This is a genomic window from Pseudooceanicola sp. NS-SX9, from assembly GCF_057380705.1.
The window spans coordinates 55,062-78,707 of the sequence record NZ_JBXXRN010000008.1 but is presented as its reverse complement, the minus strand read 5'-3'; the positions used below and the strand labels follow the sequence as shown (position 1 = coordinate 78,707).

General features: G+C 67.8%; 24 protein-coding genes. 18 read left to right on the top strand and 6 right to left on the bottom strand.

Annotated elements, in window-relative coordinates; all coding sequences use genetic code 11:
• The first annotated feature begins 17 nt into the window (after nucleotides 1-17).
• The 5 genes from AC2ITM_RS24510 to AC2ITM_RS24490 all read left to right on the top strand — a co-directional run bounded on the left by AC2ITM_RS24510 (nucleotide 18) and on the right by AC2ITM_RS24490 (nucleotide 6,345).
• Nucleotides 18-968: an ABC transporter permease gene (locus AC2ITM_RS24510; RefSeq protein WP_486470981.1), complete on the top strand. Its 951-nt coding sequence runs from the start codon at nucleotides 18-20 to the stop codon at nucleotides 966-968.
• A gap of 12 nt (nucleotides 969-980) precedes the next feature.
• Entirely contained in the window at nucleotides 981-1,862 is an 882-nt protein-coding gene (locus AC2ITM_RS24505) for an ABC transporter permease (RefSeq protein WP_486470980.1), read from the top strand.
• A 1-nt stretch (nucleotide 1,863) separates the two neighbouring features.
• The gene (locus AC2ITM_RS24500; protein ID WP_486470979.1) at nucleotides 1,864-3,189 is read left to right on the top strand and encodes an NAD(P)/FAD-dependent oxidoreductase; all 1,326 of its coding nucleotides are present in this window, start codon (nucleotides 1,864-1,866) and stop codon (nucleotides 3,187-3,189) included.
• A 376-nt stretch (nucleotides 3,190-3,565) separates the two neighbouring features.
• Nucleotides 3,566-5,125 (top strand): ABC transporter substrate-binding protein, encoded by a 1,560-nt coding sequence (locus tag AC2ITM_RS24495; RefSeq protein WP_486470978.1) that lies wholly within the window; start codon nucleotides 3,566-3,568, stop codon nucleotides 5,123-5,125.
• A gap of 209 nt (nucleotides 5,126-5,334) precedes the next feature.
• Nucleotides 5,335-6,345 (top strand): LysR family transcriptional regulator, encoded by a 1,011-nt coding sequence (locus tag AC2ITM_RS24490; RefSeq protein ID WP_486470977.1) that lies wholly within the window; start codon nucleotides 5,335-5,337, stop codon nucleotides 6,343-6,345.
• Here the strand turns inward: AC2ITM_RS24490 and pdxY are convergent.
• From pdxY to AC2ITM_RS24475, 3 genes are all read right to left on the bottom strand, one after another.
• A complete protein-coding gene (gene pdxY / locus AC2ITM_RS24485; RefSeq protein ID WP_486470976.1) occupies nucleotides 6,342-7,187 on the bottom strand; it encodes a pyridoxal kinase in 846 nt (281 codons plus the stop codon). The two genes, AC2ITM_RS24490 and pdxY, sit on opposite strands and share 4 nt — an antisense overlap.
• Nucleotides 7,188-7,278: 91 nt before the next feature.
• Nucleotides 7,279-7,758: a DUF8051 family protein gene (locus AC2ITM_RS24480; protein WP_486470975.1), complete on the bottom strand. Its 480-nt coding sequence runs from the start codon at nucleotides 7,756-7,758 to the stop codon at nucleotides 7,279-7,281.
• Entirely contained in the window at nucleotides 7,755-8,396 is a 642-nt protein-coding gene (locus AC2ITM_RS24475; protein ID WP_486470974.1) for a TetR/AcrR family transcriptional regulator, read from the bottom strand. Before AC2ITM_RS24475 ends, AC2ITM_RS24480 begins: the two co-directional genes overlap by 4 nt.
• A 136-nt stretch (nucleotides 8,397-8,532) precedes the next feature.
• Here AC2ITM_RS24475 and AC2ITM_RS24470 point away from each other — a divergent pair, with 136 nt between their 5' ends.
• The 12 genes from AC2ITM_RS24470 to AC2ITM_RS24415 all read left to right on the top strand — a co-directional run bounded on the left by AC2ITM_RS24470 (nucleotide 8,533) and on the right by AC2ITM_RS24415 (nucleotide 19,704).
• Nucleotides 8,533-8,922, top strand: coding sequence for an antitoxin Xre-like helix-turn-helix domain-containing protein (locus tag AC2ITM_RS24470; protein ID WP_486470973.1), 390 nt, complete (start codon nucleotides 8,533-8,535; stop codon nucleotides 8,920-8,922).
• Nucleotides 8,919-9,614, top strand: a complete 696-nt coding sequence (locus tag AC2ITM_RS24465; RefSeq protein WP_486470972.1) for an RES family NAD+ phosphorylase — start codon at nucleotides 8,919-8,921, stop codon at nucleotides 9,612-9,614. The genes AC2ITM_RS24470 and AC2ITM_RS24465 overlap by 4 nt, the downstream gene beginning before the upstream one ends.
• A 475-nt stretch (nucleotides 9,615-10,089) precedes the next feature.
• Nucleotides 10,090-10,740 (top strand): TetR/AcrR family transcriptional regulator, encoded by a 651-nt coding sequence (locus tag AC2ITM_RS24460; protein ID WP_486470971.1) that lies wholly within the window; start codon nucleotides 10,090-10,092, stop codon nucleotides 10,738-10,740.
• A 242-nt stretch (nucleotides 10,741-10,982) separates the two neighbouring features.
• On the top strand, nucleotides 10,983-11,957 hold the full coding sequence (locus AC2ITM_RS24455; RefSeq protein WP_486470970.1) for a TRAP transporter substrate-binding protein: 975 nt from the start codon (nucleotides 10,983-10,985) through the stop codon (nucleotides 11,955-11,957).
• A 67-nt stretch (nucleotides 11,958-12,024) separates the two neighbouring features.
• Nucleotides 12,025-12,549: a TRAP transporter small permease subunit gene (locus AC2ITM_RS24450; RefSeq protein ID WP_486470969.1), complete on the top strand. Its 525-nt coding sequence runs from the start codon at nucleotides 12,025-12,027 to the stop codon at nucleotides 12,547-12,549.
• A gap of 32 nt (nucleotides 12,550-12,581) precedes the next feature.
• The gene (locus AC2ITM_RS24445; protein ID WP_486470968.1) at nucleotides 12,582-13,892 is read left to right on the top strand and encodes a TRAP transporter large permease; all 1,311 of its coding nucleotides are present in this window, start codon (nucleotides 12,582-12,584) and stop codon (nucleotides 13,890-13,892) included.
• Nucleotides 13,893-13,898: 6 nt separating this feature from the next.
• Nucleotides 13,899-14,372, top strand: coding sequence for a GAF domain-containing protein (locus tag AC2ITM_RS24440; protein WP_486470967.1), 474 nt, complete (start codon nucleotides 13,899-13,901; stop codon nucleotides 14,370-14,372).
• A gap of 106 nt (nucleotides 14,373-14,478) precedes the next feature.
• Nucleotides 14,479-15,714: a metal-dependent hydrolase family protein gene (locus tag AC2ITM_RS24435; protein WP_486470966.1), complete on the top strand. Its 1,236-nt coding sequence runs from the start codon at nucleotides 14,479-14,481 to the stop codon at nucleotides 15,712-15,714.
• 59 nt (nucleotides 15,715-15,773) lie between these two features.
• Nucleotides 15,774-16,898 (top strand): C4-dicarboxylate TRAP transporter substrate-binding protein, encoded by a 1,125-nt coding sequence (locus AC2ITM_RS24430; protein ID WP_486470965.1) that lies wholly within the window; start codon nucleotides 15,774-15,776, stop codon nucleotides 16,896-16,898.
• A 258-nt stretch (nucleotides 16,899-17,156) separates the two neighbouring features.
• Nucleotides 17,157-17,642 (top strand): TRAP transporter small permease subunit, encoded by a 486-nt coding sequence (locus AC2ITM_RS24425; protein ID WP_486470964.1) that lies wholly within the window; start codon nucleotides 17,157-17,159, stop codon nucleotides 17,640-17,642.
• 18 nt (nucleotides 17,643-17,660) lie between these two features.
• Nucleotides 17,661-18,968, top strand: a complete 1,308-nt coding sequence (locus AC2ITM_RS24420; RefSeq protein WP_486470963.1) for a TRAP transporter large permease — start codon at nucleotides 17,661-17,663, stop codon at nucleotides 18,966-18,968.
• Between the two features lie 28 nt (nucleotides 18,969-18,996).
• The gene (locus AC2ITM_RS24415) at nucleotides 18,997-19,704 is read left to right on the top strand and encodes an SDR family NAD(P)-dependent oxidoreductase (protein ID WP_486470962.1); all 708 of its coding nucleotides are present in this window, start codon (nucleotides 18,997-18,999) and stop codon (nucleotides 19,702-19,704) included.
• A 49-nt stretch (nucleotides 19,705-19,753) separates the two neighbouring features.
• On the opposite strand, the gene AC2ITM_RS24410 is transcribed toward AC2ITM_RS24415, so the two are convergent.
• The 3 genes from AC2ITM_RS24410 to AC2ITM_RS24400 are packed head-to-tail and all read right to left on the bottom strand — an operon-like array spanning nucleotide 19,754 to nucleotide 21,988.
• Complete coding sequence (locus AC2ITM_RS24410; protein ID WP_486470961.1) at nucleotides 19,754-20,146, bottom strand: C-glycoside deglycosidase beta subunit domain-containing protein; 393 nt, start codon at nucleotides 20,144-20,146, stop codon at nucleotides 19,754-19,756.
• A 14-nt stretch (nucleotides 20,147-20,160) separates the two neighbouring features.
• Nucleotides 20,161-21,171: a sugar phosphate isomerase/epimerase family protein gene (locus AC2ITM_RS24405; protein WP_486470960.1), complete on the bottom strand. Its 1,011-nt coding sequence runs from the start codon at nucleotides 21,169-21,171 to the stop codon at nucleotides 20,161-20,163.
• Between the two features lie 49 nt (nucleotides 21,172-21,220).
• Complete coding sequence (locus tag AC2ITM_RS24400; protein WP_486470959.1) at nucleotides 21,221-21,988, bottom strand: hydroxypyruvate isomerase family protein; 768 nt, start codon at nucleotides 21,986-21,988, stop codon at nucleotides 21,221-21,223.
• A gap of 187 nt (nucleotides 21,989-22,175) precedes the next feature.
• Here AC2ITM_RS24400 and AC2ITM_RS24395 point away from each other — a divergent pair, with 187 nt between their 5' ends.
• Nucleotides 22,176-23,615 (top strand): MFS transporter, encoded by a 1,440-nt coding sequence (locus AC2ITM_RS24395; RefSeq protein WP_486470958.1) that lies wholly within the window; start codon nucleotides 22,176-22,178, stop codon nucleotides 23,613-23,615.
• Nucleotides 23,616-23,646: the final 31 nt, after the last annotated feature.

The following is a 23,646-nucleotide window of genomic DNA, read 5'->3' as shown; positions in this document are numbered from 1 at the left end:
GAGAAAGGGCGCCCGGCATGTTGCGCTACATCGGATCCCGGCTTGGTCAGAGCCTCGTTCTGCTGCTTATCGTTTCGTTCATCGGCTTCGCGGTGCTGACGCTGGCCCCCGGCGGGCCGCTGTCGCAATTCGCGCTCAGTCCGGGGATGACGCAGGAACAGATCGCCAAGATCGCCGCCCAGATGGGCCTGGACCGGCCCGTGCCGCTGCAATATGTCGACTGGCTGGGGCATCTGGTGATCGGCGACTGGGGGACGTCGTATCGCGACGGCCAGCCGGTCCTGCGGGTGATCGGCAGCCACCTGTTCGCGACGCTGCTGCTGATGGGCACGGCCACCGTGATCTCGGTCAGCCTGGGCAGTGCCATCGGCATCGCCAGCGCGCTGAAACGCGGCACCGCCTTTGACTATGCGATGGCGGTCTTTGCCATGGTCGCCCTGTCGATCCCCACCTTCTGGTTCGGCCTGATCGCCATCTACGTCTTTTCGCTGCACCTGGGCTGGCTGCCTGCGGGCAACATGTATTCGGTCGAGGACGGGTCGGTGCTGGATTACCTGCGCCACCTGATCCTGCCGGCGCTGGTGCTGGCCCTGGTCGATATCGCGGTCTGGAGCCGCTACATGCGCACCGCCACGCTGACGGTGATCAGCCAGGATTTCGTGCGCACCGCCCGGGCCAAGGGGCTGACGCGCCGCCGGGTGCTGTTCAAGCATGTGGTCGGCAATGCGCTGGTGCCGATGATCACCCTGGCCGGGTTGCAGCTGCCGACCATCCTGGGCGGCGCGCTGGTCACCGAAACCGTCTTTACCTGGCCCGGCATGGGGCGGCTGTTCCTCGATAGCCTGGGCTATTCCGACTATCCGGTGGTGATGGGCCTGCTGATGTTCTCGGCCATGCTGGTTTTGGTGGGAAACCTGGCCGCCGACCTGATCGTTGCGCTGATCGATCCGCGCATCCGCCTGGACTGAGGAGAGCCCGAGATGACCGCCCTGAGCCCCGATCCCGCCGCCCTGCCTCGGCGTCTGAAATCCCGCGCGCTGCGGCGCTTTGTGAAACACCGGCTGGCGCTGGTGGGCCTTTTCATGGTGCTGGCGCTGACCGCCGCCTGTTTCCTGGGGCCGCTGGTGCTGCCTTATGACGAGCTGTCGATCGACCTGCGCGCCCGCTTTGCGCCGCCGCTGACGGGGGCGCATATCCTTGGCACCGATCCGCTGGGCCGCGACCTGGCGGCGCGGCTGTTCCACGCCGGGCAGATCTCGATGGCGGTGGGCTTTTCGGTGATGCTGATCGCCACCTGCGTCGGCTCGGTCATCGGGGTGGTGTCGGGCTATTACGGCGGCAAGGTCAGCGCCACGCTGATGCGGCTGGTCGATGCCTTCCTGTCCTTTCCGGCGGTCTTCCTGCTGCTGACGCTGGCGGCGTTCATCCAGCCCGGCCCGGTGATGATCGCGCTGATCATCTCGGCCACCGGCTGGATGGAGGTCGCCCGCATCGTCGAGGCCGAGGTCAAGTCGCTGCGCAGCCAGGATTTCGTCCAGGCGGCACATATGCTGGGCCTGTCGCGCCGCTGGATCATGTTCCGAGAGTTGCTGCCAAATGCCATCGGCCCGATCATCGTCGCGGCCACCCTGACCGTTGCGCGCGCCATCCTGCTGGAGGCCTACATCAGCTTTCTGGGCTATGGCATCCAGCCGCCGCTGCCCAGCTGGGGCAACATGCTGAACGGCGCCCAGCAGTACCTGCAGTCGGCGCCCTGGCTGGCCATCGTGCCGGGGCTGGCGATCACCATCGCGGTCACCGGGTTCAACTTTATCGGCGACGGGCTGCGCGATGCCTTCGACAGCCGCACCCAGGAGGGCTGACATGGCCAGACGCTTTTCCCCCTTCCGCGAGACGCTGTGGTACGCCACCGCCCCCGAGGCCCCCGAAACGCCCGTGCTGCAGGGCGAGCAGCGCGCCGATGTCTGCATCGTCGGCGCCGGCTATTCCGGCCTGACCACGGCGCTGGAACTGGCCCGCAAGGGCGCTTCGGTCGTGGTGCTGGAGCGCGAGGAAATCGGCTTTGGCGGCTCGGGGCGCAATGCCGGGCACTGCACGCCGACCTTCACCCATTATTCCCTGCCGGCGCTGCGCCAGGTGCTGGGCGCGCCCTGGGCGGACCGGCTGATCACCCGCCAGACCCGCGCCAACGACCGGGTGGGCTGCATGGTGCGCGACTATGCCATCGACTGCGAATGGGAGCAGAACGGCTATGTGCAGGGGGCGCTGTTCCCCTCGCATCTGAAGACGCTGCAGGGGCACCGCGATGCCTATAATGCCGTTGGCGCCAGGACCCGGATGCTGGACCGGGACGAGGTGGCCGCGATCACCGGTTCGCCACGGTTCTATGGCGGCTGGCTGCACGAGGAGGCGGGCGGGCTGAACGCGCTGGCCTATGCCCGGGGTCTGGGCCGCGCGGTGCTGCGCGAGGGCGGGCGGATCTTCACCGGATCGGGCGTCACCGGCTGCAGCCGTGCGGATGGCGCCTGGAAGGTGACGACGCCGCAGGGGGCCGTGCGCGCCGAGAAGGTCATCTATACCACCGGTGCCTATACGGTCGCGGGCTGGCCGAAGCTGGAACAGACCTTCCGCATCATGCGCGTCTTCGTCGCCGCGACCCAGCCGCTTTCGCCGGAAAGCCAGGCGGTGGTGTTGCCCCGGCGCACCACCATCCAGGACGGCCGCGGCGACATCTATGTCTACAAGTACAACCGCGAGAACCGCATCGTCGCCTCGATGTTCCCGATGGGCGCCCGGGGTCGCGATCCGGCCTATACCCGGCAGGTGCTGTCGGACCGGCTGCGCTGGTTGCATCCCGATCTGAAGGAAACCCCGCGATGGGACTTCTTCTGGTACGGAGAGCTAGACATGCAGCGCCGCACCGTGCCCCGCCTTTACGGGCTGGCGCCGGGGGTGGTGGCGATGACAGGCCTGTCGGGCCGTGGCGTGCCGACCGGATCCATGCTGGGCGGCATCCTGTCGGACTGGGCCCTGGGCACCCCCGAGGACCAGCTGGACCTGCGGCTGGAGCCCCTGTCGCGCCAGCCCCTTTACATGAGCATCGCGCCCCAGGCGGCTTTGCGCGGCTACAGGCTGCGCGATGGCCTGCGGGCCTGGCGCCAGAAGGCTGCCTTGCCGCCACACGCATGAAACGTGCTGGTGACTGCCCAAAAACTCATCCTGAAGGTATTTGCAATCGTTTGCACTTCGAGTATTACCTAAGCCTATGACAGGCTGTCAAAAACCGCCCGGATATTGATCCAAGTAATAGTCGGGATCAGTCCTTTCTATTGGGCCCGGCGGTGTCCCTGCCGCAGGTTTCGGGACACAGACGGCGGGACCTTGGACAGGGACCCGTTTCACCACAGGGCCGGGCCCCGTTCGGGCAGGGTGCCGCGCTTTGGCGCGGGCCGGTCCTGCCTGGCCCCTCAGTGGGGCCTTGCATCAGGCCAGGTCCCCGGCGGGGACAGGGCGGAACGTGGTCCGGGCAACGGACCCGCCATGAAGACCAACAGGGAAACCAACCATGAAATCCTTCCTTACCGCGCTTTGCATGACCACGGCGCTGGCCTTTCCGGCCCTCGCGCAGGAGACGCCGCAACCGGGCGGCACGCTGGATGTCGTCGTTCAGCCCGAACCCCCGGGGCTGGTGATCGGCATTGTCGCGAACGGCCCTGCGGGGCTGGTGGGCGGCTCGATCTACGAAAGCCTGCTGCGCTATGACGACAACCTGCAGCCGCACCCGAGCCTGGCCAAAAGCTGGGAGGTCTCGGCCGATGGCCTGACCTATACCTTCCACCTGCAGGAGGGCGTGAAATGGCATGACGGCCAGCCGTTCTCGGCCGATGACGTGCTGTTCTCGTACCAGACGATGCTGCCGAAGACGCTGGTCAAGGCCCGCCTGACGATGGAACATGTCGAAAGCATCACCGAGCCCGACAAGAACACTGTCGTCTTCAAGCTGAAAGCCCCCTACGAACCCTTCATCCGGGCCTTCAACTACGGCTCTCTGCCGGTGATGCCCAAGCATATCTACGAAGGCGTGACCGATTACGCACAGGCGCCCGCCAACGACACGCCGATCGGCACCGGCCCGTTCAAGTTCGTCGAGTGGAAAAAGGGCAGCTACATCAAGCTGGTGAAGAACCCCGACTATTACATCAAGGGCAAGCCCTATCTGGACGAGGTGGTCTATCACATCATCCCCGATGCCTCCTCCCGCGCCGTTGCCTTCGAGACCGGCCAGGTCGACGTGCTGCCCGGCGGCTCGGTCGAGAATTTCGACGTGCCGCGCCTGACCAAGCTTGAGGGCAGCTGCAACACCACCAAGGGCTGGGAATTCTATTCGCCACTCAGCTGGATCTGGGTGAACGAGGCCAACCCGACGCTGGCCAAGGTCAAGGTGCGCCAGGCGATGATGTATGCGCTGAACCGCGAATTCATGGTCAAGGTGCTGTGGAACGGCATGGGGCAGCCCGCCGACGGTCCGATCACCTCGACCACGCCGTTCTATACGAAGCCCGACCAGCCCTTCTATCCCTACGATCCGAAGAAGGCGAAGGAGCTGCTGAAGGAAGCGGGCTATGACGGCACGCCGATCCGCCTGCTGCCGCTGCCCTATGGCGAGACCTGGCAACGCTGGGCCGAGGTGGTGCGCCAGAACCTGGAGGCCGTGGGTTTCAAGGTCGAGATGCAGAGCACCGATGTCGCCGGATGGAACCAGAAGCTGGCGCAGCGCGACTATGATCTGGCGTTCACCTACCTCTACCAGAACGGCGACCCGGATCTGGGGGTGGCACGCAACTACCTGTCGAACAACCGCGACGCCGGCAGCCCCTGGAACAACGTCGAGGGCTATGCCAACCCCGAGGTCGACCAGCTGTTCACCGAGGCCTCGACCGCCTTCCCGGCCGCAAAGCGTCAGGAGCTTTACGGCAAGGTCCAGGCCATCCTGCGCCAGGACGTGCCGGTGCTGTGGCTGACCGAGATGAGCTTTCCCACCATCTACAAGTGCAACGTGCATGACCTGGTGAACACCGGCAGCGGCGTCAACAACAGTCTGCGCGACACCTGGATTTCCAAGTAGGGGAGATCTTCAGGTAGGCAGGATTGCCAGATGGCGCCCCCCGGCTTCCCGGACCTGTCGCGCAGCCGCCCTGGCGGTTGGCAAGGCGGCCGGGGGGCGCGCGAATGACGGGTGACACCGCCGCCGGGGTCCCTGGCGGCGGGTCTTGCAATTGCGGGTGGGGCCGGGTCCTTCTGGCGGGGACCCGCCCCTGCTGTTCCGAGGCCCCGATGACCGATCCCAGATCCGCCGATGACGGCCCCGTGGCTGGCCATTCGCCACGTCTTGCCCCCGACCGCGACGGCGACGGACCGGCGGTGCGGCTGGCGCGCGATCTGGACTGGAACCTGCTGCGCACCTTCGTGGTGCTGGCGCAAAGCAGCTCGGTTTCCGATGCGGCGCACCGGTTGCGGCTGGCGCAGCCCACCGTCTCGATGGCGCTGAAGCGGCTCGAGGACCGGCTGGGCCGGCAGCTGATCGACCGCCGCCCGGGCCATTTCACCCTGACCGATGCCGGCCGCCTGCTGCGCGACGAGGCGGTCGAGATCGAGGGCGCCGTGCGCCGCCTGGGCGTGCTGCTGCGCGAAACCCGCGAAGAGGTGCAGGGCCATGTGACGCTGGTGCTGGCCAGCCATGTGGTGACGCCGATCCTGGACCGGGCGCTGGCGCGGTTCCATGCGGAAAACCCCCGCGCGACCAGCACGCTCGAGGTCGTGCCCTCGCGCGATGCGGTGGCGCTGGTGGCGGCGCGGCGGGCGACGGCGGCGGTCTGCCTGCTGCGAGAGCCAGTGACCAAGCTGGCCTCCGAAGTGGTCTACCGGGAATTCTTCGGCCTGTTCTGCGGGCCCGCGCATCCGCTCTTTGCCCGCCCCGAGGTGGCCCTGCAGGCGCTGGCAGGCCGCCCCGCCGTCGCCCACATGAGCGACACCCACGCGGTCGAGATGCTGATGATGGCGGCGCGTCTGCACGGGTCCGTGGTGGCGCGGTCCTCGAATACCGAGGAATTGCGGCGGCTGATCGGCGCCGGGGTGGGCATCGGGCCACTGCCGGTGCATGTCGCGGCCGAGGATGTCGCCCTTGGCCGCCTGCGCCGCCTGCCGCCCGAGGATTTCGAGGCCGCCGTTGATGTCCATCTGATCTGGCATCCTCAGGCCCGGCTGAACCGCGCCGAAGAGGCCTTTCTGGCGCTGCTGCGGGCCGAGATCGCCGCCCGGCCGCTGGCCGAGCGGACTTATCGCTAGCCTGCGATCCGCAGCAGGCGGCGGCGGAACTCGGGCTCGGACAGCACCACCTCTCCGGCGCCCAGGTCGCGGGCATGCGACAGGGCGCGGGCCGTCAGGTCCTGCGCGGTCCCGACGGCGCGGGACAGGGGGTGGCCATGGGCCAGATGCGCCACGACCAGCCCGGCGAACAGATCACCCGTGCCCGGCAGCGCGATGGGCAGATGCGGGGTGGGGTGGCGGCTGGGGCCTTCGGGGGCCAGGATGACGCTTTCGATATGGCCGGGGGGGCTGTCGTCCAGCGCGCAGCCGGTGACGATCAGCCGGGCGCCAAGAGGCAGCGACAGCGCGGCGCGCGCCGCCTGCAGATCGGCCAGCGTCGCGGTGGGGCGGCCGGTCAGCCAGGCCAGTTCGAACGGGTTGGGGGTGGCGATGTCGGCCAGCGGCAGCAGCTCTTCGCGCATCACCCGGGCGATCGTCTCGGGGACATAGAGGCCGGGGCCGGCATCGCCCATCACCGGGTCGCAGACATAAAGCAGCGCAGGGTTGGCGCGTTTCGCCTCGGCGATGAAGGCGGCGGTCATCTGCGCCACCTCGAGCGATCCGATGTAGCCCGTCAGCAGGATCTGCGCGCGCTCTGGCAGGCCGCGTTCGCGGGCCCCCTGCAGCAGATCCGAGAACATCTCGGGCGGCAGGGCCCGGCCGCGCAGCGTCGGGTAGTCGGGCGTGTTCGAGAACACCACCGTCGGGATCGCCGCGACCTCGAGCCCCGCGGCCTGCATGGGAAACAGCGCGGCGGAATTGCCGACATGGCCAAAGACCACCTGGCTCTGGATCGAGATTACGAAGGGGGGGCGGGTCATGGCGTGCCGTCCGTTCTGCTGGGTCCTGCGGCGTCGGGGCGCCGATGGGCCCGACCAGATAGACCCGGCCGGGCCCCGCTGGCAAGCGCGGCTAGCGCGCCGACCAGGTGGCAAAGAGGATGATCGCCAGCGCCAGACCCCCAAGCGCGGTGGCCATCGGGCGGGTCAGGCGGGCCCGGGATGCAGGGCCGGGGCCCGTCGGCCTTGCCCGGGCGGCCACGGTGATCAGCAGCAGTCCCAGCAGCGTGCCGAAGCCCTCAAGCCAGGTCAGCAGCGCCGACATCGGCTGGCTGGCGACCGGGAAGACCCGCCCGAGGTCCAGCAGGTAGACCGCGACAAAGCCGATCCCCGCCAGCAGCGCCGGAAGGCGCGCCGGGGCGCCGCGCAGGATCTGCCAGGCCAGGCCCAGGCTGGCCAGCCCCAGCCCGGTCAGGAACAGGTTGAAGCTGGCCAGCACGGCCAAGCCATAGCTGGGAAAGGTGCGGGTCTCGACCAGGCCGCCGGGGATCATCAGCGCCAGGTTCAGCGCGCTCAGGGTCAGCAGCGCGGCCAGCAGGCGGGGGCGGGTCATGGGCGGACCTCATCGGCGGGACGCAGGGCCGCCACCAGCAGCGCGAAGGCCTGCCGTGACAGCCGCGCCTCTTCGGCGGCGGGCAGGCTGGCGCCGTGGCGGGCGAACCAGCCGTCAAGCGTTGCGAGCAGGGTCAGGGCGACCTCGGCCAGCAGGTCCAGGGGCAGGTCGTGGCGCACGGCACCCAGGGTCTGTCCGGCCGCCAGCAGGGTCTGCACCCGGCTCTGCAGCTGGGCCAGCGGTCCGGCGCAGGCGCTGCGTGCGGCCGCCTCCTGGTGCAGGCAGCGCAACAGGGCCGCCAGGCAGGGGTCGGCCTGCAGGGCCAGGGTCAGTCGCGCACAGTCCTGGGCCAGCAGGGCCCAGAAGGTGTCGTGGTCGGGGGCGTCTTCGGGCCGGGCCATCGGGCCCAGGGCATCCAGCCGGCGTTCCAGGGTGGCGCGGAACAGTTCGGCCTTGTCGGCGAAGTAGTGGTAGGTGCGGCCCTTGCTTTCGCCCGCCCGGGCCAGAATGCGGTTCATCGAGGCGCCCTCGAAGCCATGGGCGGCGAATTCGGCTTCGGCCGGGTCCAGCCAGACGCGCCGCCCCTCGGGGGGCAGGGCGGCCAGCCGCAACCGGGTCGGGGTGTCGGAAAGTGGCATGGGGCCTCCTGGACCAGTGGTCTACCGCTATTCTTGAATTAGACCTTTGGTCTAATTTCGTCAACCGGGCTCGGATCGGGTCATTTGATCTTTACAAGATGCTCATATGGTCCATATCTGACGCAAGGAGACCCGCATGCAGATCACCGCCCAGACCCGGGACCCGGCCGATATCCGGGCGATTGCCCTGAAGGCCTATGTCCGTGTGGTCACGGTCTGGGGCCTGTCGGTCCGCGAGGCGGCGGGGCTGGCCGACATGTCCGAAAGCACCTGGAAGCGCGCCCGCAAGCCCGGCTATGGCGGAGAGCTGACCCGCGACCAGCTGCTGCGGCTGTCGGCGGTGATCGGCATCTACAAGTCGCTGGAGCTGTATTTCGCGGCCCCCCTGGCGCAGGACTGGATGCGCCGAACCAATGCCGGGCCGCTGTTTGCCGGTGCCCGTCCGGTGGATACGGCGATCGAGGGCGGCCTGCCGCAGATCCTGAACATCCGCACCTACCTGGACGCGCTGCGGGGGGGCGCATGAAGACCACCAGCCTGTCGGATCGCGGCCTGATCCGCCTGCTGCCCGCGACTTATCACAAGGCGCCGGTGCTGCGTGGCCTGGTCGATACCGACGAAGAGGCCGAAATCCTGGCCGAGATCGAGGGCCTGACCAGCGCCCGGCTGATGGCCGAACGCGGCCGCAGCCCGCATCTGGATTCCCGCGAACTGGCGTGGCAGCGCCGCAAGGCCGACCTGCGGGTCTACGGCAACAGTCATGTCAACGCGGCCTTCACCTATACCCGCACCGGTGGCAACCGCTTCAATCCCGGGACACGCGGCGCCTGGTATTGCGCCTGGGACGTGCTGGTCAGCGTCGCCGAGGTCGCCTTTCACCGGACCAGAGAGCTGGCCTATGTCGGCCATTTCCACGACAGCGCCCGCTATGTCGAGCTGCATGCGGATTTCATCGGTGATTTCGCCGATCTGACGGATCAGCCCGGCCATCCGGCGCTGCACCCCGATCCTGCCATCGGCTATCCCGAGGGGCAGGCCCTGGCCGAGGGGTTGCGGCGTGGCGGGGCCCGTGGGCTGGTCTATCCTTCGGTGCGTGCGCCCGAGGGCAACTGCCTGGTGTGCTTTGATCCGCAGGCGATTCAGAATGTCCGTCCCGGGGCTGCCTGGACACTGGCCTGGCGCGGCACGCCCGATTATGAACTGACCCAGGTGGCCTGAGGCCGGGCGGAGATCTCGGACAGCAGGACGGACGGCGATGCGAAGGGACCATGGCGATCCCATCGGGGGTTGCGGACCCTTGCGGCCGGGCTTGAGGCAAGTTGCGCGGTGGCGGGGTATGACCGTCGCGCCGGGCAAGGCGTTTGCCACGGAAACCGGCATTCCGGCGACCTTTGCAGGCGCAGAGAGGATGCCGGTCCGCGGGATCACCGCTGCGGGCACGTCGGCAACAGTCGCAGAAGGTGCTTTGCCGCAGCAGGATGGGCCCGACGGTCTTCGGCCTTTGGGCTCGGGCGCAGGGTCCGGGAAACGGATGTTGGATTAACATAAGCGCAATTATCAGATCAATTGGGCCGCCGGGTGCATCCTGTGCGGGTGTGCAAGGCTGCCATGGGTCCTGGCAGGCTATTGCATCGGGGTCGGGTTCCACTAAAACAGGATAATCTGTTCGTAAAATTGGGCTTCGCAACCGACCATGACCGCCTCCTCCGACAATGCCGCGGCGCCCCGCAAGCGGCGGACCCAGGCCGAACGCTCGCAGGAGACCCGCACCCGGGTCTGCGAGGCCACCCTGCAGGCGCTGGTCGAGGTCGGCTATGACAGGATCTCGACCACGCTGATCGCCGAGCGCGCCGAAGTCTCGCGCGGGGCGCTGACGCATCAGTTCCCGATGCGCAACGACATGCTGATCGCCGCCTTCGAATATCTGGTCAGCGAATGGCGCGACGGCTACCCCTTCGGTCTGGACCCCGACACCACCCAGTTGACCATGGACGGGCTGATCGACGCGCTTTGGGATAACATTTTCTCGAACGAGCGCTACATCGCCGCGATGGAGCTGATGCTGGCGGCGCGGCAGAACACCGAGCTGGGCCACAGCCTGCGCGACATCATGGTCAGCTGGGTGCAGCAGCGCGACAAGGTGACGGTGCAGCTGATGGGCGCCGATGCCCAGGATGCCGAGGCCGATCTGATGGTGCAGCTGCAGCTGTCGGTGCTGCGCGGCATCGCCATGCACCGCAGTTTCGATTCCGATCCCGACACCGCCGGGCGGCTGGTGGCGCTGTGGAAGCAGATCGCGCGGTCCCATTTCGGTCAGGATCCGGCGCCCCTGCGGCCGCGCTGATCCCCAAAACGACCGGAAAACCGGATCAAGCCCCTCGAATGCCTAAATTTTAGGCTGTTTAATTATTTTTATTTGCAATGGCTTAAACGATTTCCCCGTCAGGCTGCGCCTGTTCGGCTGGCTCAGGCCGCATCGCGCTTGATTTACGGACAGTTCTGCTCGCAATATACGAACAGAATTGTTCGCAAGTGGCGTCGCGGTTTGCTCCGCTGCCCGAGAACCGCAATGACAGGGACATCGACATGCTTATCCGTACATTGACTGCGGCTGCCGCTCTGAGCTGCGCGGCACTGCCCGCGCTGGCCGAGAACTGGGACCTCACGAACGAGTATCCCGGTGGCTCTCTGCAGGGGAAGACGGCGGATTTCTTTGCCCAGGCGGTGGCCGAGAAGACCGGCGGCGCGCTGACCATCACGGTGCATCACGGCGCTTCGCTGGGCTACAAGAGCGTCGACAACTTCGATGCAGTCAGCAGCGGCGCGGTGCAGGCGGCGTCTTCGGCGATGGTGGCCTGGCCGGGGATCGATCCGATCTTCCAGCTGTCCTCGCTGCCCTTCGTCGCGCCCACCAGCGATGATGCGCACCGCCTCTACGAGCTGGCCAAGCCGGAATACGAGAAGGTGATGGAGGACAACGACCAGATCCTGCTGCTGGCAACGCCCTGGCCGTCCTCGGGGCTGTGGGGCAACAAGGCCTTCACCACCATCGGCGATCTGAAGGGCGTCAAGGTGCGCACCTATGACGTGGCCTCGACCCAGACGATGAAGAACGCCGGTGCCTTCCCGATGCAGATCTCCTGGGCGGATGTTCCGGCGCAGCTGTCGACCCATTCGATTGACGCGGTGCTGACCTCGTCGAACGGTGGTGTGGGTGTGCAGATGTGGGAACAGCAATCCAATTTCACCAACGTCAACTATGCCTCGTCGCTGCAGGTGATCCATGTCAACCGCGACGCCTTCGACGATCTGAGCGCGGATGAACGGGCCGAGGTGCGCGCCGCCGCCCAGGAGGCCGAGGACTATGGCTGGAAGCTGCTGGCGCAATCCAATGCCGCCGATTTCGCGACCATGCGCGCCCATGGCATGACCGTGACCGAAACCGTCCCGGCCGAGCTGTCGGTGGCGCTGAAGGCAGCCGCCCAGCCCTTCATCGACGACTGGATCAAGGCCACCGGTGCACGCGCCAGCAAGATCATGGCGGCCTACGCGGCGGAATGACCCCTCCCCGACTGCGGGCCGGCTGTCCGGGCTGGCCCGCCCCTTTTCTTCCGGCAGGAGCCCCCCGATGACCCGCTTCTATTCCCTGGTCTATGCGATCTCGCGGCTGGCCGCTGTCGTCGCCGCGCTGGCGGTGGTCTACATGGTCGGCCATATCGCGCTGGAGATCCTGCTGCGGACGGTCTTCCAGACCTCGACCTTCGTGCTGTCGGAATTCGTGGGCTATGCGGTCTCGGTCTGCGTACTGTGGTCGCTGGGCTATGTGCTGGAGCACGAGGACCTGATCCGCGTGTCGCTGCTGCTGGACCGGCTGCCCCCGCGCGCGCAGGAACTGCTGACGGCGCTGGCCGCCTTCGTCACCTGCCTGGGCAGCGCGGGTCTGGCGTGGATGATGTGGCTGCGCGTCGCCAAGGCGGTGCAGCGGCACACGCTGTCGGCCTCGATCGCGCAGGTGCCGACCTGGATCCCGCTGGCCGCCGTGGCCCTGGGCTTTGCGCTGTTCGCGCTGCAATGCCTGGCCTACGGGCTGCGCCATGTCACCCGCCATCCCTCGCCGGCCGGCGCAATCCAGGCCGCCACCCCGGTCGAATGACCCCCCGCCACGATCTTTGACCGGAGTACGCTTTGGAAACGCTTTTCATTGCCGGGATCACCCTGCTTTTCCTGCTGATGTTCCTGGGCCTGGGGATCTGGGTCTGCGCCAGCCTCGGCCTGGTTGCGACCGCCGCCCTGTTCTTCCTGCACGGCATGAGCCTGGAACGCATCGGCAGCATCGCCGCCACGACGATCTACCGCTATGCCTCCAGCTGGGAGCTGTCGGCGATCCCGATGTTCGTCTGGATGGGAGAGATCATCTTTCGCACCGACATTTCCGCACGGCTGTTCCGGGGGCTGGCGCCCTTCGTCGATTACATCCCGGGGCGGCTGCTGCATACCAACGTGCTGGGCTGCACGCTGTTTGCCGCAGTGTCGGGGTCGTCGCCTGCAACCACCGCCACCGTCGGACGCATCACCACGCAGGAGCTGTCGGCGCGCGGCTATGACGAGCGGCTGTCGCTGGGCTCGCTTGCCGGTGCGGGCAGCCTGGGGCTGCTGATCCCGCCGTCGATCGTGATGATCGTCTACGGCATCCTGGCCGAACAGTCGATTTCGCGGCTCTTTGCCGCCGGTGTCGTGCCGGGGCTGATGATCGCGGGGCTGTACTGCGGCTATATCGTGGTGCGGGCGCGGCTGAATCCGTCCATCGCGCCCACTGATCCGCCGCGCCACGGGCCGCGCGACTTTGCCCGCGCGCTGGTCAATCTGGCGCCGCTGCTGACGCTGATGGTGATCGTGCTGGGCTCGATCTACACCGGCATCGCGACCCCCAGCGAAGCCGCCGCCGTCGGTGTCATCGCCGCCATCGTGATCACCGCGCTGATGGGCCAGCTAAGCCTGGGCCTGCTGCGCGACACGCTGATGGGATCGCTGCGGACCTCGACCATGGTGTGTTCGATCCTGATCACCGCGGCCTTCATGTCGACGGCCATCGGCTATCTGCACATCCCCGCGGATGTCGCCAAGGCCATCGGCGCCATGCACCTGCCGCCCTGGGGGCTGCTGATCGTGCTGTCGCTGTTCTACCTGGGGCTGGGGTTCTTCCTGGACGGCAATTCGATCGTGGTGATGAGCCTGCCGATCGCACTGCCGCTGGTCCAGCAGGCGGGCTTTGATCCGGTGTGGTTCGGCATCTATCTGGTCCTGATGGTGGAGATGGCGCAGGTGACGCCGCCGGTGGGCTTCAACCTCTTCGTGCTGCAGGGCATTTCCGGGCGCTCGATCGGCTATGTCGCGCGCGCCGCCCTGCCCTTCTTCCTGCTGATGCTTTTGGGCGTGGTGCTGCTGGCGCTGTTCCCGGGCATTGCGCTGTGGCTTCCCAACGTTCTTTACGGCTGATCCGACATGACCCTTTCCGACACCACCCTGTCCCCGCTCTTGATGACCCAGGCAGCGGCAGGCCAGCCCCTTGCCCTGTTCGAGGCCGTCACCCGGACCTGCCGCGACCGCTTCGGCTTTACCTTCCTGACCATCCTGAAGAACCTGCCGGGCACCGGCAACGTGATGCGGATGCACAGCTCCGAGGCCGACTATCCGGTGGGCGCGCTGAAACCGATGGGGCGCACGGAATGGGGCAAGGTCGTGCTGGACGCCGGCCGCCCCTGGCTGGGCAACAGTGCCGAAGAGGTCCTGTGGGCCTTTCCCGATGCGCAGCTGATCCTGTCGAAGGGCTGCGAAGCCTGCGCCTGCGCCCCGGTGATCTGGGATGGGCGCGTGCTGGGGGTGCTGTCGCTGAACGCCCCCCGCGACAGCTATGCCCAGGCCGACATGGCACCGATGACCGCGCTGGCACAGACCCTGGCGCCGGCGCTGCTGTGACCTTTGTGCGGGGGGCGGGCGCTGTTCCGGCGCCCCCCTCTGCCCCGCCCGGCCGCTGTGCGGCCGCGACGGCCCCCCCCTTGAACGACCCCCGAAAGGACCAGCCATGAGCACCCTGCTGATCAAGAACGCCCGCATCGTGGACGGGACGCAGACCACCCCCACCGACCCGATGCAGATCGCCATCGAGGACGGCATCATCCAGGAGGTGGCCCCCCGGATCACGCTGCAGGCGGACGAGGAACTGGACATGGCCGGGCTGATCACCATGCCCGGCCTGACCGACTGCCACGTCCACACCATCGCCAGCACGGCGAACCTGGGGCTGAACGCGGCGCTGCCGTCGTCGCTGGTGGCGGCGCGGGCCTCGACGCTGATGCGCGACATGCTGATGCGCGGCTTCACCACCGTGCGCGACCTGGGAGGTGCTGATCGCGGGCTGCAGCAGGCCGTGGAAGAGGGCCATTTTGTCGCCCCGCGCCTGGTGATCTGCGGCAAGGCGCTGTCGCAGACCGGCGGCCATACCGATTACCGCGGGCCCTACGACAATCGCGATGTCAGCTGGTACGCCAGCCAGCTGGGCACGCTGGGCCGGATCTGCGACGGCCTGCCCGAACTGCAGCGCGCCGCGCGGCAGGAACTGAAGGGCGGCGCCCAGTTCCTGAAGGTGATGGCCGATGGCGGCGTGTCCTCGCCCTCGGATCCGGTGGGCTATCTGGTCTTCTCGGTCGACGAGCTGAAGGCCCTGGTCGAGATCGCCAATGGCTTTGGCACCTATGTCGCCGCCCACCTTTATGCAGACGAAGCGATCGTGCGGGCGCTCGACTGCGGCATCACCTGCATCGAGCACGGCAACCTGATCGGCGATGCCACCATCGCCCGGGTCGCCCGCGAGGGCGCGGTGGTGGTGCCCACCAACATCACCTATGACCTGCTGGCGCGGCGCGGTGCCGAATTCGGCCTGCCGCCGGAATCCGTGGCCAAGGTCGCCGATGTCCGCGAAGCCGGGCTGGAGCGCGTCGTCAAGCTGCACGAGGCCGGCGTCACCATGGGCTATGGCTCGGACCTGCTGGGCGGGATGCAAAGCGAACAGTCCGGCGAATTCCCCCTGCGCGGGCGCTACATTCCCGCCGATGCGGTGATCCGTTCGGCCACGGTGGATGCGGCCAAGGTGCTGCGGATGGAGGGCAAGATCGGCCAGATCGTCCCCGGCGCCCATGCCGATATCCTCGGGGTCGAGGGCAATCCGCTGCAGGACCTCGATCTGCTGACCCGCCAGGGTGCCCATATGCCGCTGATCATGAAGGACGGTCGTGCGGTCAAGAAGGCCGCCAGCCTCTGACGGCGGCCCGCCCCTGGGCGTGACGCCAGCGCCACGCCCCCCCAACACGGAGAAACCCCATGAAGACGACGCTTCTCGCGGCCGCCCTGGCCGCGGCTGCCCTGGTGCAGCCTGCGCTGGCCAAGACCAGCTTCATTGCCGACTCGTTCTACGACGGCGCCCATCCGCTGACGAAATACGGCTATACCGACTGGGCCGAGATGGTGAAACAGCTGTCGAAGGGCACGCTGGATCCGCAGGTTTATACCGGCACCGTGCTGCTGGCGCCGCGCGCCGTGCTGCAGGGGATCCGCGACAATGTCGTGCAGGTCGGCAACCATGCCGCCATCTACACCCCCGCCGATCTGCCCGTGGCCAATGCCGTGCAGGAACTGGGCTTTAACTATGCCGATCCGCTGGTGGCGATCTTCGCGGTGGCGGATTTCTCGACCCATGATGCGGCACAGCTGGCGGAATGGCACAAGGCGGGCATCGTCTATCTCGGCGCCTATGCGACGCCGCCCTATATCCTGATGTGCTCGAAACCGGTGAAGACGCTGGCGGATCTGAAGGGCAAGCGCATCCGTACCGCGGGCTCGGCCGTGTCCAGCTGGGTGCAGCAGGCCGGTGGCATCCCGGTCAATGTCGCCTCTTCCGAGATGTACACCGGGATCGAGCGCGGCACGCTTGATTGTGCCACCAATGCCGCCAACGACCTGGTAGACCGCTCGCTGATGGAGGTGGCGAAATACACCACGCTGCTGCCCACCGGCATGTACTGGTCGGGGCCGGAATGGGGCTTTAACCCGAAGTTCTGGAAGGGCCTGAGCCCCGATCAGCGCGCCGTCTTCATGCAGGCCAGCGCCCGGTCGATGGCACGGATGACGATCCGCTACATCGCCGCCGCCGACAGCGCGCTTGAGGCCTCGAAGGCCAAGGGCGGCGAGGTGTTCGAGCCCTCGGCAGATCTGCAGGCCTCGGTTGATGCGTTCCGCGCGGCCTCGCTGGCGAAGGTCTATGACACCGCCCGTGACAAGTACGGCCTGAGCGACGGCAAGGCGGTGATCGACGATTTCCGCGCCACCATGGAGAAATGGGACGGGCTGCTGAAGGGTGTCGACCGCACCGACGAGGAGGCGCTGACCAAGCTGGCGATGACGCATATCTACGGCGACCTCGACCCCGCGGTTTACGGCGTCAAGTGATGGCGTGGGGTCCGTCGCGGCCCCGCCCCTGTCCCTGCCGGACCCGTCTACGCGCGTTGGCTGGCCTGTACTGATGGCCCCCCGTCCGGTCGCCTTGCCGTGGCGACTCTGCCCCCATGCGTCCTGACGGGCACACTGCCCGCCGGCCCGCGTTCCGATCCTGCCCCGCTGCGGCATTGCGAAGACGCCCTGCCCGGGTGGTCCCGAGGCCGCAGCCCCGGGGCCGCCCCGCCCCAAAGCCTGCCCCCGGAGACCCCGATGACCCTGCTGATCCTCTGGCTGAACCGCGCCACCATGGCGCTGGCCTGTGCCTTCATGCTGCTGATGATGGCCCATATCACCCTCGACGTGGCGCTGCGGGCGCTTTTCAACGGCCGCCTCGTCGGCACGCTGGAGGTCGTGTCCTACTACTATATGGTCGCGCTGGTCTTCCTCAGCCTGGGGCTGGTCGAGCTGCGCGGTGAACATATTCGCGTCGACCTCTTTGCCCAGATGCTGCCGCGCCGCGTGCAGCTGGGGCTTTACGTGCTGGCCTGCGCCGCCGGGCTGGTCTTTTTCGGCCTGCTGTTCTGGCAGACACTGAAGGATGCCCTCGACGCCACCGCCAGCGGCGAACAGGCGATGAGCAACTTCACCTTCTACATCTGGCCCGCCCGCTGGGCGCTGCCGCTGGGCTTTGCCGGGATCGTGCTGGCGACGCTCTCGAACCTGCTGCGTGCGCTGCGCACCGGCCGCGCCCTCTGACCTGCGAAGGATCCCCACATGAGCAACCTCGACATCGGCATCCTCGGCACCGTTGCCGCGCTGGTCCTGATCGCCCTGCGCGTGCCCATCGGGCTGACGCTGGGGCTGACCTCGATCCTGGGCATCGCGGCGATGTTCAACATGAACGTCGCATGGGGGATGATTTCGGCCACCCCCTTCGACTATGTCGGCCAGTGGGAGCTGTCGGCGGCGCCGATGTTCCTGCTGATGGGCTTCCTGTGCTCGGCTACCGACATGACGCGCGGGCTGTTCCTGTCGCTGCGCCTGTACCTGGCGCGGCTGCCGGGCGGTCTGGCGATCACCTCGGTGGGGGCCTGTGCCTTTTTCGCGGCGGCCTCCGGGTCGTCGGTCGCGACCGCCTCGGCGATGTCGCGCATGGCAGTGCCCGAGATGCTGAAATCGGGCTATGACCGGGGGCTTGCCACCGGCACCATCGCCTCGGCCGGCACGCTGGGCTCGCTGATCCCGCCCTCGGTGCTGCTGATCCTTTACGGTGTCTATGCGCAGGTCTCGGTCGGGCAGCTGTTCATGGCGGGCTTCCTGCCGGGGATCCTGTCGGCACTTGTCTACATCGCGATGATCGTCGTGCGGGTCAGGCTGAACCCGGCGCTGGCGGGCACCGCGCCGCCGCCGCCCACCCCCGCGGAACGCCGCGAGGCGCTGCGCGACATCTGGCCCCTGCCGGTGCTGATCCTGCTGGTGCTGGGCGGCATCTTCAGCGGCATCTTCTCTCCGACCGAGGCAGGCGCGCTCGGGGCGTTCTTCGCCGCCGTCATCGCCCTGCTGCGCGGCAAGCTGACCCGCAAGGCCCTGACCGAGGCGGTGGTGCAGGCGGTGTCCTCGACCGCCTCGATCTTCATCATCCTGATCGGCTCGCTGTTCTTTACCCGCTTCCTGGCGCTGTCGGGCCTGCCCACCGCCTTCTCGAACGCCATCCTCGAGGTCAGCTCGCAGACCTGGTGGATCATGCTGGCGGTGGCGGTCATCTACCTGGTGCTGGGCATGCTGATCGATTCCATCGGCCTGCTGCTGCTGACCCTGCCGATCCTGGTGCCGCTGGTGCAGGAAACCGGGATCAACCCGATCTGGTTCGGCATCATCGTGGTCAAGCTTCTGGAAATCGGCCTGGTGACGCCGCCGATCGGGCTGAACGTCTACATGATCAACGGGGCGCTGAACAATTCCGTCACTCTGCCCGAGATCTTCCGCGGCGTGACCTGGTTCATCATCATGGATCTGTGCACGCTGCTGGTGCTGATCCTGTTCCCGGCGATCAGCCTCTGGCTGCCGTCCCTGGCCTTCTGAGCCCCTCCGCAAGCGAAAGGATCCTTTCATGACCGACAGACCCGTAATGATGCTGACCGGTGGCAGCCGCGGCATCGGCGCCGAGATCGCCCGCCAGGCCCAGGCCGCCGGCTGGCATGTCTGCCTGGGGCTGCGCGATCCCGCACTGCTGCCCCCGGGGCTTGATCGCGCCGCCTGCGACAGCTTTGCCTATGACGCCACCGACCGCGCCGCCGAGGCGCCCTGGGCGGCCGATGTCCTGGCCCGCCACGGCCGCATCGACGCCCTGGTCGCCAGTGCCGGGATCTTTACCGCGACCGGCATCGTCGAGGCCTCCGAGGCCGAGGTCGACCAGCTGCTGGAAATCAACCTGCGTGCGCCCCGGCGTCTGGCGCAGGCCTGCTGGCCGGCGCTGAAGGCCGCCGGACGGGGCCGGGTGATCATCCTGGGCTCGCTGTCGGGCAAGCGCGTGGCCTCGGCCGGATCGGCGCTTTATTCCGTCAGCAAATTCGCCGCCGTGGGGCTGGCCCATGCGCTGCGCTACGAGGGCTGGGACGACGGCATTCGCGCCACGGCGATCTGCCCCGGTCTGGTCGCCACCGACATGGGCGAAACCGCCGCCGGTGGCAGCCGCGCCGCCGCCGAGATGACCCAGCCCGAAGAGGTCGCCCAACTGGTGATGCAGGCGATCGGGCTGTCGAACACCGCCTCGGTGTCGGAGATGCACATCAATTGCCGCCCCGACGGGATCTTCTGATCCCGCCGCAGGCGATGGCGGGGGGCCTGCACCGGTCCCCCGCGCGCGCTCAGGCGGCCAGGTCCAGCTCGGCCTCGTGGGTGGTCGTGGGCACGAAGGGCAGGTACGAGATCCGCAGCCGTTCGGCCAGTTTCACCCGGTGGCGGCCTGCAGCCAGCCCGCCCGGCAGGCGGATCTCGATCAGCGCCCGCTCGCCAAAGTTCCAGCGGTCGTCATAGCAGGTCTCCAGCGCGTCGAGCGTCCAGCTGCGGCCACGCAGCGTCAGGCGGATGTCGGCGCGCGGGATCTGGGTGCCGTCGATGGTGACGGCCAGATCCTCGACCATCGACAGGCCAAGGCCGCGGTAATAGGGCAGCCGGGCCTCGAAGGCGAAACCGGTGACGGTGCCGTCGCGGGTCAGGTTGCGCAGGCCGTCCGGGCAGATGATGTGGTGATCGAACATGGGCAGGGTTCCTTTCAGGCCACGAGCGTTGCGGGCACGGTTTCGCCAAGAAGGGTGCAGAACATGCGCTGCTGACGGCGGACCTGCTCGACGCTCTCGACCTCCTGGGCGTCTTCGACCCAGCGGTTGCCTTCGTATTCCGAGCAGATGTAGCCCTTGAAACCGCCGGTCTTCAGCACCTCGATGATTTCGGCATAGGGGATGGAATATTCCTCCAGATCCTCGGTCATCTCGTAGAACTTGGCGTGGATGCTGTGGATGCGCGGCATGAAGTCCAGCATCCGCTTCGGGCTGAAGGCGGCGTTGTGGCGCAGCGTTTCGACCATGCCCATCTGCGGCCCGGGGCCCCATTTCTGCAGCACGTCATTGACGACATATTCGGCCAGCCGCCGGTCGTTGAAGGACTGTTCGATGAAATCGGCGGCCTCGGGCGGGACGCCATTGCGGATGAAGCGCTGTTTCCAGACGCGCGGGTAGCGGTAGAGAAAGACGCCCATGTCCGGCAGGAAGCCAAGCGCCGGGCTGCCGGCCTTGTCATAGGCCTCGGCGTGGCGCAGCACCCAAGGATGGTCGAAATGCAGCGGTGCGTGGACCTCCAGCAGGATGGTGATGCCATGCGCTTCGGCATGGGGGGCGGCGGCCACCAGCACCTCGGGGTCGATCGAGACCAGCGCCCGGATAAAGCGCATGCCCAGACGGGCGCCAAATTCGATGTCCCTGCGGACGCTGGCCACCTGTTCGTCAAAGGGCATCGGGCGGCCCTTGTAGCGTTTGTAGTCCAGCATGAAGTCATGGCAGACCGGCACGGTGCCGTATTTCGCCATCAGCGCGTGCCATTCGTCGATCTTGGCATCGGCCACGCCGACCTCGGGCCAGCCCCAGAAGGTCTGCTCGCCCACGACCTCGATACCGAGGGCGCCCATGCCGGCGCAGGTGCGGATGCAGTCCTCCAGGGTCATGTGGCCCAGGTAGGTGTCGTTCTGGAAGCTGTAGAGGCTGACGCCTCGTCGGATGTCGTGGGTCATCGGGGTCTCCGGATTGGGGGTCGGGCGGGCGGTGGTGCCGCCCTGTCGGTCACAGGCCGGTCGCAGCGCGCGCCGCCCTGAGCGATGCCGTGGCAGGCAGCGTCGGCCGGTATTCCAGCCCCACTGCCCCCTGGTAGCCCAGCCGCGCCAGCCGCTGCAGCCGGCCGGGCCAGTCGATCGTGCCGGTGCCGGGTTCGTTGCGCCCGGGCAGGTCGGCGATCTGGACATGGTGCACCAGGTGGATGCGGCCCCGCAGGACCGTTTCCAGGTCTTCCTCCATCACCGCCGAATGGTAGAGGTCGAACAGCAGCCGCAGCCGCGGGCTGTCGACGGCCTCGATGATGTCGAGCGCCTCGGAGGTGTCGGACAGGAACATGCCCGGGTGCTCGACCCGGGTATTGAGCGGCTCCAGCAGCAGGGTCACCTCGGCGGCCTCGGCCAGGGTTGCAGCCTGGCGCAGCACCTTGACGGCCTGGGCGGTCTGCTCGGCGCGGGGGATCCCGGGGCGGGCAAAGCCCGAGGCCAGGACCAGCGGCGGCCGGCCCAGCCCCTGCGCCGCAACGAGGGTTTCCCGTACCGCCTGCAGGACTTCGGCATGCTGATCGGGATCGACCAGGCTGCGGCGCGGTTCGACCACGAAGCTGGTCAGCTGCACGCCGGTTTCCTGCAGGGCATGGGCCAGCTCGGCCAGGGGCTTGTCGCGCCAGAGGTGGAATTCGACATGGCGCAGCCCGTCGGCATGGGCCGCACGGACGCGGTCGGCCAGGCTGGCGTGGCTGTCCTGATAAAGCCATTCGATGCAGGCGGATGGGAACATGGGGGTCTCCGGTGGAATGCGGTCCGGGAGGGTGGGCACATGATCCCCCGGGACCGCGGCCGCCCTCCCCTGCGTCCGAAGCCTCTTGATGTGGGATCAAAATCAGAATACTAATTCTTGTTAAGGCAAGGCTTCACCCCCTGTCAAGGGGCCGGGCCAGCCGCTTCAATCGGAAAATGGTGAGAAGATGAAACGCTTGCAGGGGCAGCCGGTGACGGACCGGGACAGGACGCTGGCGGTGGCCGTGGTCGCGGTGGCACTGATGCTAGAGATCATCGACGGATCGGTGGTGAACGTGGCGATCCCGCATCTGCGCCGCGATCTGGGGGCCAGCACGGCGCAGATCGAATGGGTGGCAGCGAGCTATGCCTTCGTGTTTGCGGTGCTGCTGATCCCGGGTGGGCGGCTGGGCGACATCTTCGGCTACCGGCGGATGTTCCTGCTGGGGATGGGCGGCTTTGCGCTGGCCTCGGCCGGGTGCGGGCTGGCGCCGGATCCGGGGCCGCTGATCGCGATGCGGCTGCTGCAAGGGGGGGCGGCGGCACTGATGGGGCCGCAGATCTTGTCGCTGGTGCAGGTCCTCTATGCCCCGCACGAGCGGTTTCGGGTGATGGGCATCTTCGGGCTGCTGGGGGGCGCGGCCGGGGTGCTGGGGCCGATCCTGGGGGGCGTGCTGCTGCGCGCCGATCTGTTCGGCCTGGGCTGGCGGCCGATCTTCCTGATCAACCTGCCGGTGGTTGCTGTGGCGCTGGTGGCGGCGCGGCGGGTGCTGCCGCCGGGCGGATCGGCGCGCAGCCGGCGGTTCGACCTGGGCGGCGCAGTGCTGATCGTGCCGGGTTTCGCGGCCTTCCTGCTGCCGCTGATCGAGGGCCCGGCCCAGGGCTGGCCACTGTGGCTGGGGCTGATGCCGCTGGCGGGGCTGATCCTGCTGGGCGCGGTCTGGTGTCACCTGCGCCGGTCCGAGGCGCGGGACCGCGCGGCGCTGGTGCCAACGGCGCTGTTCCGGGATGGGATCTATGGCGCGGGGCTGGCGATCACGCTGATCTACCAGATGGTCACCGGGCCGCTGCTGATCGCGGCGCCGGTCATGCTGCAATCGCATCTGGGCTTTGACCCGTTGCAGACGGCGCTGCTGCATGTGCCCTTTGCCCTGGGGGCGGCGCTGTCGATCGCGGTGCTGGGGCGGCGGCTGCTGCCGGTGCTGGGACGGCGGATGCCGCTGATCGGGGTGGCGGGCCAGATGCTGGGGCTGGTGCTGATGGCGCAGGGTCTGGGCGATTGGCGGGGGGGCGCGGATATGGCGCGGCTGATGGCGGGTTTCGCGCTTTGCGGGGGCGGCATGGGGCTGATTTCGGCGCCGCTGCCGGCCTTTGCGCTGGCACGGATCGACCCCGGCCATGCCGGGGCGGCGTCGGGGGTGTTCCGGGCGGCGCAGCAGCTGGGCATGGCGCTTGGGGTGGCCTCGCTTGGTGGGCTGTTCCTTGCGCTGAGCGCCAAGGATGCCCATGCCGCCATCTGGCTGCTGGTGCGCTGGCAGATCGTTCTGCTGCTGGTGATCGCGGGGCTGAGCCGTCTGCTGCCCGCCGATGCCCACCGCCCGGCGGTGGCGTCGGGCGCGCGGGGCTGAACGCAAATGGGCCCCTTGCGGGGCCCATGTC